This window comes from Microbacterium sp. NPDC087868 (assembly GCF_044900755.1).
In the GTDB taxonomy this organism is placed as follows: domain Bacteria; phylum Actinomycetota; class Actinomycetes; order Actinomycetales; family Microbacteriaceae; genus Microbacterium; species Microbacterium galbinum.
The window spans coordinates 924,276-939,357 of sequence record NZ_JBJDNO010000001.1; the positions used below are offsets into that span (position 1 = coordinate 924,276).

General features: G+C 64.8%; 12 protein-coding genes. 5 read left to right on the forward strand and 7 right to left on the reverse strand.

The genetic code is table 11. The features are described from left to right. The first annotated feature begins 58 nt into the window (after positions 1–58). From ACI2JZ_RS04605 to ACI2JZ_RS04615, 3 genes are read left to right on the forward strand one after another with little or no spacing between them, the layout of a single operon-like run. Entirely contained in the window at positions 59–850 is a 792-nt protein-coding gene (locus ACI2JZ_RS04605; RefSeq protein WP_404596649.1) for an NAD-dependent epimerase/dehydratase family protein, read from the forward strand. Between the two features lie 32 nt (positions 851–882). Next, positions 883–1,557 (forward strand): 2-C-methyl-D-erythritol 4-phosphate cytidylyltransferase, encoded by a 675-nt coding sequence (locus tag ACI2JZ_RS04610; protein WP_404596777.1) that lies wholly within the window; start codon positions 883–885, stop codon positions 1,555–1,557. Position 1,558: 1 nt separating this feature from the next. Further along, on the forward strand, positions 1,559–3,445 hold the full coding sequence (locus ACI2JZ_RS04615) for a glycosyltransferase family 2 protein (RefSeq protein WP_404596650.1): 1,887 nt from the start codon (positions 1,559–1,561) through the stop codon (positions 3,443–3,445). Positions 3,446–3,467: 22 nt separating this feature from the next. On the opposite strand, the gene ACI2JZ_RS04620 is transcribed toward ACI2JZ_RS04615, so the two are convergent. From ACI2JZ_RS04620 to ACI2JZ_RS04650, 7 genes are all read right to left on the reverse strand, one after another. Further along, complete coding sequence (locus ACI2JZ_RS04620) at positions 3,468–3,710, reverse strand: DUF6752 domain-containing protein (RefSeq protein WP_404596651.1); 243 nt, start codon at positions 3,708–3,710, stop codon at positions 3,468–3,470. A 2-nt stretch (positions 3,711–3,712) separates the two neighbouring features. Then, the gene (locus tag ACI2JZ_RS04625; protein ID WP_404596652.1) at positions 3,713–5,308 is read right to left on the reverse strand and encodes a class I SAM-dependent methyltransferase; all 1,596 of its coding nucleotides are present in this window, start codon (positions 5,306–5,308) and stop codon (positions 3,713–3,715) included. Then, positions 5,305–6,054, reverse strand: coding sequence for an ABC transporter ATP-binding protein (locus tag ACI2JZ_RS04630; protein ID WP_404596653.1), 750 nt, complete (start codon positions 6,052–6,054; stop codon positions 5,305–5,307). The genes ACI2JZ_RS04625 and ACI2JZ_RS04630 overlap by 4 nt, the downstream gene beginning before the upstream one ends. Further along, the gene (locus tag ACI2JZ_RS04635; protein WP_404596654.1) at positions 6,054–6,947 is read right to left on the reverse strand and encodes an ABC transporter permease; all 894 of its coding nucleotides are present in this window, start codon (positions 6,945–6,947) and stop codon (positions 6,054–6,056) included. The genes ACI2JZ_RS04630 and ACI2JZ_RS04635 overlap by 1 nt, the downstream gene beginning before the upstream one ends. A gap of 127 nt (positions 6,948–7,074) precedes the next feature. Further along, entirely contained in the window at positions 7,075–9,822 is a 2,748-nt protein-coding gene (locus ACI2JZ_RS04640; RefSeq protein WP_404596655.1) for a hypothetical protein, read from the reverse strand. 249 nt (positions 9,823–10,071) lie between these two features. Next, positions 10,072–11,241, reverse strand: a complete 1,170-nt coding sequence (locus tag ACI2JZ_RS04645) for an acyltransferase family protein (protein WP_404596656.1) — start codon at positions 11,239–11,241, stop codon at positions 10,072–10,074. A gap of 45 nt (positions 11,242–11,286) precedes the next feature. Next, positions 11,287–12,360, reverse strand: coding sequence for a glycosyltransferase (locus ACI2JZ_RS04650; protein WP_404596657.1), 1,074 nt, complete (start codon positions 12,358–12,360; stop codon positions 11,287–11,289). A 118-nt stretch (positions 12,361–12,478) separates the two neighbouring features. Between ACI2JZ_RS04650 and ACI2JZ_RS04655 the strand changes: the two genes are divergently transcribed. Together ACI2JZ_RS04655 and ACI2JZ_RS04660 are read left to right on the forward strand one after the other, a co-directional pair. Next, positions 12,479–14,242 carry a DUF4012 domain-containing protein gene (locus ACI2JZ_RS04655; RefSeq protein WP_404596658.1) on the forward strand — a complete coding sequence of 588 codons (1,764 nt, stop codon included), beginning with the start codon at positions 12,479–12,481 and terminating at the stop codon, positions 14,240–14,242. Between the two features lie 143 nt (positions 14,243–14,385). Further along, on the forward strand, positions 14,386–14,985 hold the full coding sequence (locus tag ACI2JZ_RS04660; protein ID WP_404596659.1) for a hypothetical protein: 600 nt from the start codon (positions 14,386–14,388) through the stop codon (positions 14,983–14,985). Positions 14,986–15,082: the final 97 nt, after the last annotated feature.

A 15,082-nucleotide genomic window follows, 5' to 3' on the forward strand; every position in this document is an offset into this window, starting at 1 on the left:
ACTCAGGGGGCCCACGTACACTGTTGACAACGGTCCCGACGTCTGAAGAAGGGTCTTTATGCGGTCTGCTCTGATCGGTTTCACGGGGTTTGTCGGTTCGAACCTAAGCAATTCCCACTCATTCGACGGCCTCTACAATTCCAAGAACATCGATGAGATCGCAGGCAAGGAGTACGACGTCGTCGTGAGTGCGGCCAATCGCGCCGACTCCTTCCGTATCAACACCGACGGCGCCGCGGATCTCGCCGAGATCGACACCCTCATCGACATCGTGCTTCAAGCACGCATCCGCAAACTCGTCCTGATCTCGACGGTGTGTGTCTACCCGGAGGGGGGTTCGCCCGATGAATCCGCTCCGCTCTCGGCTGCGGGTCTCACCCCCTATGGTGCGAATCGGCTCCACCAGGAACGACGCTTCGGGGAGGCACTGGACACGACGATCATCCGCCTGCCGCAGTTGTACGGTGCGAACCTCAAGAAGGGCGTCGTCTACGACCTCGCGAACGATTACAGGGTCGAGCACATCCGCCCGGGCAACGAGTTCCAGCACTACGACGTTCGCGATCTCTGGGATCACATCTCTCTCGCCCTCGAGAACGACCTTGATGCCGTGAACATCGCCACGCCGCCGATCTCGAACGAACTCCTCGCCCGAGAGGTCTTCGGCCGTGACATCTCCGGCCAGGTGCCGCCCGAACCCGAATCGCCCTTCGCGCGGATGTACACGCGGAACATGACAACTCGCCATTCGGAACTCTTCGGAGGCGAGGCCGGCTACCTGCTCAGCGAAGAAGCTGAGCTCGAATCATTGCGACGCTTCACCTCATCCCTGAAGCAGAAGAGAGACTGACCGTGTACAAGGGACATTCGATTTCGGCGATCGTGACCTGCGCCGGCAAGGGCACCCGCTTCGGGAGCAACAAGCTGTTGGTCGAGCTCGGCGGGATGACCGTGCTCGAGCGCACGGTACGGGCCGTCGCGCTCCCGTTCATCGATGAGATCATCGTGACCATCAGCGCGGAGAATGAGGAGACGTATCGAAAGATCCTCATCGACAAGGCGAAGCTTCCAGTGACGCTCGTGATCGGCGGCGAGGAGCGGCACCTGAGTGCGAAGAAGGGGCTCAAAGCGACGACCGGGGATGTCGTCCTCGTGCACGATGGGGTGCGTCCGTTCGTGACGGAGCAACTGATCCGCTCCGTCCTCGATGCGGCGATCGAAGACGGAGCCGCGATGCTCGGCACGCCCAGCACGGTGCAGGTGAAGCTCGTCGGTGATGATGGCTTCATCGAAGGCTCACTCGATCGATCGCACTCGTGGCTCGGCCAGACACCACAGGCGTTTCAGCGCAAGCTGTTGAAGAAGTCCTATAAGCGAGCGGTGAAGTCGAACTATCAGCGGGTGAGCGACGACGCAGATCTGGTGCACGAGTTCATGGGGGTTCCCTCCCGGATTCTTCTCGGCGACGTCAACAACATCAAGATCACGACCCCTCACGACCTCGGAACCGCCAGGCTTATCGTCGATCATCTGATCGCGGCTGAGGAAGTGGAGTGAGATGAACTCGGCACAGCCGAAGGTATCGATCGTCGTCGCCACTTATCGTTCCGGCGCGGGCCTCGACCGCCTCGTCGCTTCCCTCGATGCGCAGTCCCTGCCTGCCGATGAGTGGGAAGTGATCTTCGTCGATGACGGTTCCCCCGACGATACCTATGAGCGCCTGGGCGAAATCGCCCGTTCACGACCGAACTACCGCGTGACCCGAATCGAGAACTCCGGATGGCCCTGCCGGCCTCGAAACACTGGGATCGAGCTCGCTCGAGGTGAGTACGTGGCGTTCATGGACCACGACGACGAACTGTTCCCCGATGCGTTGAGAGACGGATACGGATACGCGCACGCTCACGCCGCCGACGTGCTCAACGGCAAGGAAGCCCGAACCGACGACGCAGGTTGGGCCATCGACCAGTTTCCCGAAGACATGCCACAGGTTCTGGGGGCTGGACTTCCCTACGGTGCGCTCACCCCGACGAATCCCCACAAACTGTACCGTCGCGAGCTCCTCATCGAGCACGGCATCCGGTTCCGTGAAGGCGGACGTGTCCTCTGGGAAGACATCTTCTTCAACGTGGAGGTGCTCGCGCGATCGACGGTCGTCTCGACGTTGGCATCCACGCCGTACTATCACTGGTTCACCACCGCCGGCAGTGGCTCGACGACCTTCCGTCGGGCGCGACCGGAATGGTGGCACTGGCTCAATGAAGTGATTATCGCGATCGACGAGGGGCTTGCGTCCCCCGGCCTCGAGGCCGAGCGGAGGCTCTTGCGCGAGCACCAGTATCGTTCGCGTCTGATGGACGCGTTCAACGGCTACTACGTCGAGCGGAAGCCCGAGATCCGGAAGCTTATCTTCGAGCACGGGCGTCGCATCCAGGCCGACCACTTCTCCGAGGAGGACGACGCCTGCCTGGATGTCACGTGGCGTCTCCGTGCCGAGTTGCTTCGCGCGGGTCATCCCCACGCGCTCGATCGACTCATCCGCGAGGATCCGGTCATCGGTCCCGTTCCCCGCGCGACGAGCATGCGGTGGAGCGGAGGCAAGCTTCATCTCGATCTCGGCGTGACGTGGAAGGGCGCCGACGGTCGCCCTCATTCGCTGCGCTCCGATGGGCAACGCATCTTCAAGGACCTCTCCGAGCCCTTCACACGAATGTTCGCGGCGGATCAGCTCGATGTCACGCACGAGATCGATTCCGCTGCCGTCGCCGTCGGCGTCCGTTCGGATGTCACGCGCATCGGCTGGCTCGTGCCGAGTTCGAGCACGATGTGGACGCGAACGGAAGAGCAGTTCGGCTTCGGTGTCGATGCCAGCGCCGTGATCGATCCGTCCAACGCAGCTTTGGGGCGGAAACTCGACGACAATGTCTGGGATCTGACCGCTCGTTGCGTACTCGGGACCCAACGTCGTCAGCCGATGCTCCGCGGAGCGCTGCCCCCCGCTGTGCGTCTGTCCGCGGACGGTGTCTGGGCGGCGTACGCCGTGGGTGCCGATCGGCTCGTTCTCGACCTCTCGCCCTCCGATATCGGAGCACTTCTGCGACCCACAGGTACGGTCGAATCGATCGGCGGACGCGTGTCGATCCAGGTCGACGTCGACGAGATCGAAGCTGGCGCAGCGGCGATCTCTCTCCGCATTCCCGTGAGGGATCGCCGTGATGTCGGCATCCCGAGTTCAGCAGTCCGCCGGGTCGGTCTCCGAAAGAAGACCGCCCCGAGTCGTCACGTCGACGCCTTGCTCGTGACCAGGAACGGCAGTGCGTGGGTGGAGATGGACGCAGGCGATGAGCCGATCATCCGGCTCGGCGCTCGATTCCCCGGCGGCGCACGGGACTACCGCGTCTCCGCACGCGGTCTCCGCACCGTCCCGCAGTGGCGATCCGAGTAAGTGAGTCCGGACCGACACCCACTCACTTCTGGATGAGAGGGTTGTCCTCGCGCAGCCGTTCGAAGACGAGATCGTAGAGCTCCGCGACCCGACGGTTGTCCTGACGCACTTCCTTGAGCTGAAGCTCAAGCTCGGCGACCCGAGCGATCAGCTCCTCGCTCACCTCAGCGCTCGCAGCGACAGGCTTGTCGGGGTCGAAACGCTGCAGCTTCCCATACGCCGTCGGCGCGATGAGCATGGCGAGCTTTCTCAGAATCTTCCGCATGACTACTCCTCGGTCTTCTTCAGTTCACGACGCTCCCGCACGAACGCCTGATCTCCCGCACGGACGATGCCGCTGGTACGACGGATGCGCGCCGTGTACACCTCTCGGGTGTCTTTACGATCCCGGCGACGCCGCCTGTCGATGATGTCGATCGCGAGCGGGTGCCCATCGGCTTCTTCCACCAACCACCGCTGCGGCAGATGCCACGTCGACGGCTTCCCCCGCTCGTAGTGTCCGCTGAGGTTCTCGTCGCTGGAGAGATCCGCGAAACCGCTTCCTCTGAGCACCAGGTCCAGGAGGAGCATGACGTTCTGCCGGTTCGCCTTAGTGAGCGCCTGCAACGAGTGGTGAGCGAAGACGCACCACTCCTGGCCCGTACCCAGCATCCACGCACCGAACTCGAGCACGGATGCTCGGTCATTGAGGTTTAGATAACGGAAATCCACCTCGGACTCACCCTGCGCAGATCGAGCGATGCGGAGCGCCTCATGGCTGTAATCCACGCCGGTCACGGCGTGACCGGACGAAGCGAGTTCATGGGACCAACGCCCGTCGCCGCAACCGAGGTCGAGGATTCGGGCCCCGGCAGGAACGTCTGCGAGGAAACGCTCCACGGGGCGCCGAGCGTCCGTGAAGCCCATCGGAGTCTCGTACCCGAGGTAGTGCTTGTCCCAGTACACTCGGCCGCGGTTGAAGACCCCGAACCACGCCTCGAATCGGGCACGAGTCGATCGCGGGGTGACGAACTTGAAGGTGGGATCGGGGACACGCCATCCCGGACCGTACGCGTAAGACAGCCACGCGGTGGGATTCGCGGGCTCCGGGAGCTCGACGCCCTCGATCTCTCGTGGACGGGTGGGAACGAGATCCTCCGGCAGGATCTCCGGGCCCCTGAGAGCGAAGGGCTGGCAATACTGGCCGTCTCTGAAGAACCCGGTGAAGATGTCGATGTAGTGGTCCGGTTCTCCGGCGCTGTTGAAGAACTCGATCTCCAGATGGGCAAGGCTGTGCCGCACGACCGTGTATCCACGGGACTGGAGCGCGCGCTCCATCCGGTAGGAGACGAGACCGATGTCCAGCGGGTTGTCCGCGTGACAATAGAAGGCCAGATCAAGATCGTCATCATGCGGGAGCAGCCCGCCGTCCCTGACGATTCCGAGTAGCGTTCCGCCAACGATGTAGACCTCGTGGCCATCCGACGTGAGGTCGTCGACCAGCCGACGTCCGTTCTGCAGCAGGATCGCGCCGAGATCGTCGGAACGGCCGTCGAGGACCGGGCCGAGCCGATCCCACTTCGTCATCGCCAGCCATCTCCCGCGGGCATCGGTGAGCGCGAGCCTGTCCTTACTGGAACCGAACGACACGGCCTCAGCGGAGTCGATGACCCGTCCCGTCGCCGAGTCGGTGATCGAGACGTCCGTCACTCCCGAGAGCCGGATCCGCAGCGCCTTCGGCCAACGGAGTGCGATCTCGCCATCCGTCGCGTAGGGCACGCTTGCCGACCAGACCCTGTGCCCATCGAACCGGACATCGACGACCTTGGAGTCGAACAGAGTGAAGGGGTCGAGAACGATCCGCTCGGACGTGATCTGCATCATGCCGTCATCGCCTCGACGGCGTCATTGACCGGACCGTCGAAGATCTTCTTGCCTTTTTTGATGACCACACCGCGATCACATAGATCGCGAACCATGTTCGCATTGTGACTGACCACGAGCATCGTCACGCCTTGCGACGTGAGCTCCTTGATCTTCGCCGAACATTTCGCACGGAAAGGGGCGTCTCCGACGGAGAGAACCTCATCGACCAGCAAGATGTCGAGTTCGACATGGATCGCGACCGAAAACGCGAGGCGCATGAACATTCCGGAGGAGTAGTGCTTGACTTCCTGATCGATGTACTCGCCGATCTCGGAGAATTCAACGATCTCGTCGAACCGCTCGTCGATCTCGCTCTCCGACATCCCGAGGATCGCGGCGTTCAGGTAGACGTTCTCCCGTCCCGACAACTCCGGATGGAATCCGGCTCCCACTTCGATCAAACCGGCCACTCTACCTCGGGTGTAGACGTTCCCGCTGTCGGGTTCCAACACACCGGAGATCAACTTGAGAGTCGTCGACTTGCCAGAACCGTTGAGTCCCATGATCGCGACCGACTCACCTTCGCCGACCTGGAAGCTGATGTCGTCCAGTGCAGAAAATTTGTCGGCCCTCACCTTCTTACCACGGATCCATCCGACGAACGCCTCCTTGAAGGAGTGCGTGTTTCGCTTCAGGAATCGTTTCGACACGTGCTCGACGATGATGCTCGGACGGGCTTCGGTCTGAGAGATGATATGGGGCATCACAGGTCCTGTGCGAATGAGCGCTCGAAGCGGCGGAAGGTGAACTGCCCGATGATCGTCATGGCCACGCAGATGATCAGAGCAACCAGGAGGGCACTACCGAACCCGGGGAGAATGCTGGGGTCCGGTTGACCGGCCGGGACGGGCTCAGTGGTGCCTGCCCAGAACCCCTGATGGAAGAGCTCTACCGCGATCGTGAGCGGGTTCCACGTGTAGACGGTGAAGAGCCAGGAGTGATTCGCCAGAGCCTCCTGCACGAGAATCCAGCTGTACAGCACGGGCGAGGTCCACGTCGAGAACATCTTGATGAGGTCGACGAAGTTCTGCGCATCGCGGAACCGCACGTTCAGCGCGCTGAAGAACAATCCCAGGCCGAGAGCGAAGAACAGCACGATCAGCATCGCCAGGAGCACACCGCCAATGCTGAGCAACGTAGGGCTCCAGCCGACGATGAGACAGACGAGCAACAAGATCGCTGCCTGCGGAAGGAAATGAATGAACGCGATGATCGCCGACGCCACGGGAAACAGCTCTCGTGGGAGGTAAATCTTCTTGACGAGGGCACGATTGTCGACGATCGACGTTGTCGCGTTTCCGAACGCCTCGTTGAACAAGTTGACGGCGACCACGCCCGAGAAGAGGTAGATCGGGAAGTTCTCGATGTTTCGATCGAGTTTGAGGATCACTCCCATGACGAAGTAATAGATGACGAACTGCGCCGAGGGTTTGACGTACGACCAGACCCATCCGAGTACCGAGTTGCGGTAGCGGGTCGCTGTTCCCTTTCGGACCAGCAAGCGAAGGAGATAACCTCGGCGGAAGATGTCGAGGATTCCCCTTCCCCGTCCCGGTACATCGAAATCGGCCAAGTCGATGGGCGTGCCAAACGTCAACTTATTCGCCCTTCCAAGTTACGTGCGCGGAATCGGGACCGCGAAGCATCCTGGCGAGTATATCCGAACACCAACACCGCGATCCTGTGCGCACTCTGACGATGCTTCGTCGCGGCATCGCCGGCCTCTACGACTTCGGTAGCCCGGCGATGGTCCGGTCGTCGAGGACGAGCGGCTTCACGGTCGGCGTTCCCCCGGTCCAGGGCACCAACTCGCCGCCAGCGAGGCTGTACACCGCGCCCGCCGCCGAGGTCACCAGAACCGTGCTCAGCGGCGCCGCTGCACTCGTCTTCAGCGTTGCGCACGCCTCAGCCGTCAACGGAGTCGACACGAACCCACCGAGCGCCGCGGTGGTCACCGCGATGAGCGTGCCTCCGGAAGCGATGTAATCGGTCTGCCCACAACGGACGAAGATTCCGATACCGGTTTGATCCGCGGGGCGCGTTGCGACCGCCTGAGCAGCGACGATCTCATAACGCGGTTGCACACCGAGATCAGCCGCAACCCCCCAGTTCGGGATCATCAGACGGACTGCCCCGCTGATTAGGGTGACGGCCGACTCATTCGAGGCGCGGACGAGCGCGCCCTCGCCGGGTACGACCGCCCGCGCGAGCGTGTTGATGTATCCGGCATTCACGGTGTGCGTGACCACCGGGGCCCCGGCAGCGGCGCGAGTGACGCTCGCGGCATCGGGGAGGATCAAGAAGCCACCGGCGACCGCGACCGCGGTCTGCGATCCGTCGCTGATGATGACGGGGGTGTCGACTGCAGTGCCGGTCGTCCGTCCCGCGCACACCTGCGCACTCAGCGCCGTTGTGCTGTGACCGCCGAGCTGTCCGGGTGCCACCGCGCGAAGCTTCCCGTCGGCCGCGACATAGGTACCCCCAGCGCACGTCGCGAACGGCGTGAGCGCCGATCGTTGTGCCATGCCGGAAATCGCTTCGGGCGCAACGACGGTCGACTTCGAGGGAAGACCGTATTCGGCCGCGATCGCCCAGTTCGGGAGATGGACGAGCGAGGCACCGTCGACGAGCCACACTGCCGACGTCCCGTTCGCGCGGATGAGCGTGCCACCGCCGGGGTACGGGGCCCCGATCTTGACTGCAGCCTTCCAGGCCGCGCCCGTCTTCAGCACGGACGGTGCAACCTCACCGTTGATGGACTTCTGCTGGTCGGCGGTCGGGACGGCGCGATACTGCCCGTTGATGAGGTGGAACACCTCTCCGACGCCGCCGAACTGGACGAACACCGCGGTGCCGCTGAGCTTCGTCCCGGTCAGCTTCAGCTTTCCGCAGGTAATCGCGTCCAACCGGGTCGCGGTGAATCCCGATGGGACCGCACCACCGAGAGCATGCAGGGTGCCTCCCGCAGCCGCATAGTTCACCCCGCCGCACTGGACGAAGGGGGACAGCGGGTCCGTCGCACTGTAGCCCTTTATGTCCGCAGCGGAAACGGTCGCGCCGACCTTGGATGGCAGACCCAGCTCCGCCGCCTGAGGCCAGGACGGAAGGTGGTGGAGCACCCCTGCGTCATCCGGCAGCCAGACGGAGGCCTTCCCGGATTCCTTGATGAACGTTCCCGGCGTGAATCGGATACGCGTCTCAACCTTTCGCTGAGTCACTGCGGCGGCCGGCATCACTGCGGCGTACGGAGTCACCCCGGCGTTTCTCGCCTTCGCCGTGGCCGCATCGAAGAGCGGAACGAGCGAGTTGCCGGACAACTGATGGATCCGTCCGCCACTCGCCACCCGGGCGAAACTCGTCATCTCCGAACCGACCTTGAACTTCGAGAAGTGGGCGTTCGACATGGTCACGAGAGGTGCACCGCACGAGCCACCCCAGGAAGCAACCAGCGCGCAGCTCGCGAAACGATGGGTCTGACTGCCCTGCAGCATGGCTACGACACCGGTCGACGCGTTCTTCACATAGAACGAACCGCGCGCGCCGACCGTGTACGGCGTGAGCGCCGATGCGGTGGTGACCTTCGGCGCCCCGAGAACGGCCTTGTACTCCGGGTATGCTTCGGCGGTGATGTGGTAGCGGTTCTGGCCGGACACGAGCCAGACCGCGGTCCCGACTTTCACGAGCCCCTGGGGGGCGGACGCACTCTGCGTCGATCCGAACCAGTCGGTGAAGTAGTTGTAGAAGTTGCGATTGCCGTAGGCGGAGCATCCGTCGCCGGTGCCGTATCCGGCACGGAGCGCAGCCGCGTTCGGCTGGTAGGGCGTGTAGTAGTAGAGCGCCGACGTCGCCTTGTTCGCGACGTACACCGGAGAGGATCCGCAGTTGGCGTTGGGGTTGTAGAGGATGTTCCAGGTCTTGCCCGGGGCGTACCACTGGAACCAGCGCCCCTCCATGTAGATCTGCATCTGACGCGCGGCGCCGTAGATCTGGTGGAAGAAGCCGATGTAGTTGGGGTCGCACGGAGCGGTGTCGGGGCAGCCCTGGCCCAGCGCGATGTTGTATCGCCATGCGCTCGGCCACGTGTGGGTGATGAGGCCCTGCTCCTTCTGGAGCATGACGATCAGAACCTGCGGGTTGATGTTGCACGCCTGCGAGACGCGATAGATGATCCGCGCCGCCGACTCGTTCGCAGCTCCCGAGTAACCGCTGCAGTACTGATCAGCCGGGCGCGTGACCGACGTGATCTTGAAGTCCTTGAGGCAGACGATCGGCTTGCCGTTCTCGTCGGTGCCGCCCAGGCATCTCGACACCTTGCTGTTGAAGAACGCCTGGATCTGCGCCTCGGTCATCGTGCTCTTATTGGTGAACACGGCGTCGCTGATGATGTTTCCCGGATTGAAGCCCACGAGCGTGCTCTTCACAACGCCGGATGCCGCGGGGTCACCGACCGCCTGGGAGACGGCGCTCGACACCGTCGCACTCGCTGGGGCGACTGCGGAGGCGGCGCCGGCCGGAAGCACGGTTCCGGCGACGACAGCGGTGACAGCGAGGAAACAAGTGAGGAGACGGGCGATCCCTCGATTGTTTCGCGAGCGTGGGGCACGTCGAGACATGTGACCAGTGTGACGGAAGTTCAAGAATCATGCCACTGTTACGGAATATCGCTTGGTTCTCGGCGTGTCGTTGCGACGACCGAGCACTCGCCCGGCCGCATTTGTTGGCTACGACGCGGTGATGGACATTCGCAGTTCACTGCTCCTCTTACCGAGCCTGCGGGCGATGCGCGCCGACGGTTCTTCGACCCAACGTGCGAAGCCCCACGCGATCGCCACCGACGCGATCGCACCCACTGCCAGGGACAGATTCGGATACCGAGGTGCGAAGTGCTGTGCGGCAAGGAGTACCGGGACGTGAACCAGATACAAGCTGAACGAGATCCGGCCGAGGAACCTCATCGGCGCGCTCCCGAAGAACCGGGTGAGGGCGGACGGGAGCACCAGGCTGAGGACCAGTACGGTCGCGCCGAGCGTGACGAACCCCTGAGCACCCGTGCTCACGGGCCAGCCGAAGCCGACTCGGAGAATATCCGGAACGCTTATCAGTGCGAGCCCGCAGACGAAGAGACCCCAGGATGCGAGCGGTGACGTCCGACGATCCCCTCGGTCATGAATCATCTTCGCCGCTGCGCACCCGGCGACGAACATGGGTCCGTACACCAGCGACGGGATATCGACCACGACTCCTCCACCGGACACGACTGCGGAACCGATGATGGTCGCGACATATCCGCGTCGCATGCGCGCGACGAAGAGGAAAGCCACCGGAAGCGTGAGCGAGAACAGCATCTCCCACTGCAACGTCCACATCGGGTTGTTGAGCCCCGGGAAGTTCGTTACGAAGAAAAGACTCTTCAACACCTCGTGCGCAGTCAGGCGATCGAGACTGAAGGAATAACGGGCGCCCCATTCGCTCACGGCATCGTCGGCGTTCTGAGTGCTGAGGAGGATCAGCACGATCGCCAGTGCGATCGAGGCCGCCGCTGGAATCCACAGCCGTGCGATCCGCCTCGGATAGTAGGCCCAGAGATCGAGCCCTTTTCCTCCGAGCATCGGGAGGGTCAGAACGAAACCGCTGAGGACGAAGAAGATGACGACGGCCTCGGGCCCCATGGTCAACAGGCGCAGAGGCGTGTCGACGACTATGTCGAGCGCAGTGTTGGCGCCCGATTCACCGTGCAGCCGGTCGAGGAATTCATCGCCCAACGTGCTCGCGAGCAACGCGTGGTAGACCACAACTGCGACGGCAGCGATGCCCCGCAGGCCATCCAGCGACGTCAGGCGAGGAATGTGACCACGACTCACGCGGTCAGGAACCGGAACGTTCTGGGACACGATGGCCAATCTTATGTGACTGCCGAGATGCTCGGACAGCACATCTCACAGATCCGCGTGCAGACCCCACACGCGCTCGGCCGATCCGGCCCACGAGAACGCGCGCGAGCGGTCCGCCGCGAGCACCGAGAGTCGCGCTCCTTCGCCCCCGGTCGCGCTCTCGACCGCTTCGGCCAGGTCACCCGGGTCGACGAGCAGTCCCCCGTCGGCGAGCACGTCCCGGTGCGTTCCCGAGTCGACGCCCACCACCGGTACACCGAGACGCATCGCCTCCACCGCACGCCAGGGCCAGGCGGCGGTCGGACTGCTCGCGACGTAGGCAGCGGCTCCGGCGAGCACGGCGGCGCGGTCGGACGTGTCGAGGGCACCCCGGACGTGCACGCGGGACTCGGCCAGTCCCGCGGAGGACGCGATGTCGGAGTAGCGGGGCTCCGTCCCCTCCGCCGCATCCAGCACCACGGCGTGCGCCCCGGCCGCCAGCGCGCCGCGGAATCCGTCGGAGACCGAGTCCCAGGTGCCGTGCACGACGACGTAACGTTCGGGCAGGGAGAGCCCGCCGCGCCGCTCGGCGGCGTCGAACGGCGGAACGAAGCCTTCGGGCGCCGCCCCCGCGATCACGCGCACGCGATCTCCGACACGGGCGATCTCCTGGAGCCGTTGCGCGATCGTGTGCGTCGGCACGACGACCGCATCCGCATGTTTCGCGGCTCGGCGCAGCATCGCCTTCTGCCACGCGACCGCGGCGCGGGACAGGCTGTCCGGCGCGTCCCACGCCTCGAGACCCCAGACCGTCACGGTCGTCTGATCGTTGTCGTGGGTACGGTCGTGCCGCACCAGCGGTGCCATCAGCGTCGGCGAATGGATCAGTCCTCCACCGGCGCCGGCGGCGATCCCGAGCTGCCACGACGCCGCCAGTTCCCGGCGGGCCAGTCCGAGGGTCCGCACCTCGGTGACGCCGGGGATCGACACCTCGCTACCCGCGGCGACGATCGCTTCGACATCGCACCCCGAGGGGGCTGTCGCGACGAGTCCGCGTGTGAGTTCGATCGCGGCGGCAGCGTGATCCGGGTCGACCACCTGCACGAGCTGATCCAGAACCACACGCAGTCGAGCACCCATGCGCTCAGAGTATCTCCGTCGACCGCTTCCGGCCCGGAGGACGCCGACGCGTCGCACGGACTGACAGCGTTCGCTCAGCATCCTCGCCCGCACCCCCCGTTCATGCTTGAATGCTCACGTGAGCGACGGGCGACTTCCACGACGGCGCCGATGGGTGGGGTGGACCGTCGGCATCGTGCTGACGCTCCTCGTCCTCGCCCTCGGCTGGGTGACGATTCGAGGGATCGGGGCGGTCGACAACCTGACGCACGTCGCCGAGCAGTCCTCGGATCTGAAAGCGGCGATCGCGGAGGGTGACCTCGACAGGGCCGCGGACGTGTCCGGCAGCATCGCCCGGCACGCGGCATCCGCGAACGACCTCACCTCCGACTTCGTGTGGCAGGGTTTCGCCGCCGTGCCGTTCGTCGGCCCCAACTTCCGCGCGGTGAGCGACATCGCCGCCATCGCCGACAGCGTAGGGACGGACGCGCTCACACCGCTGCTCGACGTCGCCGCCGAGGTCGATCTGGCGAGCCTCGGCCTCTCCGGGGGCGCGATCGACCTGGCCCCGTTCGCCACGATCCGGGAGCCGCTCGCGGAGGCCTCGAACGTGCTCGATGAGGCGCTCGCACGAGCGGAGGGCATCGATGCCGATGCCACGCTCCCTCCACTGGCGGATGCCGTGCGAGAAGTGCGTACCAACGTCACCGAGGCGGCGACCGTGGTCGGCACGCTGAACGGCGCCGCGATCCTGCTCCCCACGATGCTCGGCGGCGAAGGCCCCCGCACCTACGTCCTCGCGATGCAGAACAACGCCGAACTCCGCTCGTCCGGCGGCATCATCGGTTCGATCGCCCTGTTGCGGGCCGAGAACGGCAGGATCTCCCTGGAGCGGCAGGCGTCCACTCTGGACTTCCCGCCGCTGACGGATCCTCTCCCCCTGAGCGACAGCACGATCGCCCTCTTCGAGGACGGGCCCGGCCGATATCTGCAGAATCTGACGAGCATCCCGGACTTCGCCGAGGCGGGCCCCGCGATCGCCACCCGCTGGGAAGGCGTGTTCGGCGGCCCCGTCGACGGGGTGATCGCGGTCGACACGGTCGTCGTGAAGCATCTGCTCGATGCGATCGGTGAGCTGAGCTTCGGTCCGTTCACCGCGACCTCGGAGAACGTGGTGAGCATCCTGCTCTCGGAGATCTATGCGGCGATCCCGGATCCGGTCGTCCAGGACCAGGTGTTCGCCCAAGCCGCCACCGGCCTCTTCGGCGCGGCACTCGCCGGAGGTGATCCGCGCGCGCTGCTCGGTGCCCTCGCCACCTCGGCGGACGAGGGACGTATCCGCATCTGGAGCGCGCACGAGGACGAGCAGAGCGTTCTCGCCGCCTCGACGGTCGGAGGCACGCTCCCGGTCGACACGGATGCCGGGACGCACGTCGGCGTCCTGATCAACGACACCACCGGCGGAAAGATGGACTTCTACGCGCACGCCACGGTCTCCACGGCGATCGGCAGCTGCGCGGGCATGCCGACGACGCAGGTGAGCGTGACGTGGACGAACGACGCGCCGGCGGATGCCGCGACCGCTCTTCCCCCGTACGTCACGGGCGGTGGGAACTTCGGCGTCGACCCGGGCAGCACCCGCACCCTGCTCGCGATCTACGGCCCGGAGGGGGCGACGTTGTCGCGCGCCGATCGCGACGGCGACGAGGAACCCGTGCAGACCGCGCTCCTCGGGACGCGCTCGGTCGTGCAGCACAACGTCCTCCTGGCTCCGGGCGAGTCCACCACCGTCACCGTGCAATTCCAAGGAGACGGCGCAGGAGAGCGCATCGACTCGGTCGTGCAGACGCCCACGATCGATGCGCCGACGGCGACACGCGAAGAACTGCGCTGCACCTCGTGACTTTCTCCCCGGGATGGGGTACCGTCATCTCACTGGGGAATATCTGGGCTCTAAGAACCTGCCGTGGGGGCAGGGAGGGTCCACGCAGTCGGATGCAGGGGTGTATCCGGGTGTGATTCCGCGTGAAATTCTGGGGAAACATCATGCTGAAGAAACTGGCTGCTATCAGCCTTGCCGCTGGCGTCATCATTCTCGCCGCGCCGACCGCCGCCTCCGCGGCGCCGTCCGACTCCTATGCCGACAAGCCGAGTGTGACGGTCAACGACCCGATCATCGACATCTGCGACGTCTCGACCATCGTCTTCGGGGCCGGATCGTTCCAGCCCTCCGAGGTCGTCGGCGTCTCCGTCTCCGGCCTCCGCGCCGAAGAGTCCGAGATCTCGGGCAACACCGCCGCTGCCGACGGTAGCCTCACGGTCTCGTTCCGCCCGCCGTCCGGCGGCTCCGGCGCGTATGCGATCACGTTCACGGGCGCGGGTGCCAATGCCGCGGCTCGAGCGGCATCGGTCGCCGGCATCGGCCAGTACACCGCCGTCATCACGGTCAGCGGCACGTCGAGCTGTGCCCACGACCCGAGCATCGCGGCTGCAGGCACCGAACTGCCGCTCACGGGTGACGGCTCCATCGAACTCGCGCTCACCGGTGGAAGCATCTCGCCCTGGGTGATCGGCGGCGGTGCTGCGGCACTCGCGGTCGGCGGTGGCCTCGTGGTCATCGGAGCCGCCCGCCGCAAGCGCGCCTAGATCTGATCGCCGCCTCGTGCGGCGGTCGACTGGACGACGGTGATCCCTCCCCCTCCGATCACCGTCGTCTGGCGAATCCGGTGATACACCGGAAGCC

Excerpts from the sequence above, each read along its gene's own strand:
- ACI2JZ_RS04605 (WP_404596649.1), top strand. The coding sequence starts at position 59 with ATGCGGTCTGCTCTGATCGGTTTCACGGGGTTTGTCGGTTCGAACCTA.
- ACI2JZ_RS04615 (WP_404596650.1), top strand. The coding sequence starts at position 1,559 with ATGAACTCGGCACAGCCGAAGGTATCGATCGTCGTCGCCACTTATCGT.
- ACI2JZ_RS04620 (WP_404596651.1), bottom strand. The coding sequence starts at position 3,710 with ATGCGGAAGATTCTGAGAAAGCTCGCCATGCTCATCGCGCCGACGGCG.
- ACI2JZ_RS04625 (WP_404596652.1), bottom strand. The coding sequence starts at position 5,308 with ATGATGCAGATCACGTCCGAGCGGATCGTTCTCGACCCCTTCACTCTG.
- ACI2JZ_RS04630 (WP_404596653.1), bottom strand. The coding sequence starts at position 6,054 with ATGCCCCATATCATCTCTCAGACCGAAGCCCGTCCGAGCATCATCGTC.
- ACI2JZ_RS04650 (WP_404596657.1), bottom strand. The coding sequence starts at position 12,360 with ATGGGTGCTCGACTGCGTGTGGTTCTGGATCAGCTCGTGCAGGTGGTC.
- ACI2JZ_RS04660 (WP_404596659.1), top strand. The coding sequence starts at position 14,386 with ATGCTGAAGAAACTGGCTGCTATCAGCCTTGCCGCTGGCGTCATCATT.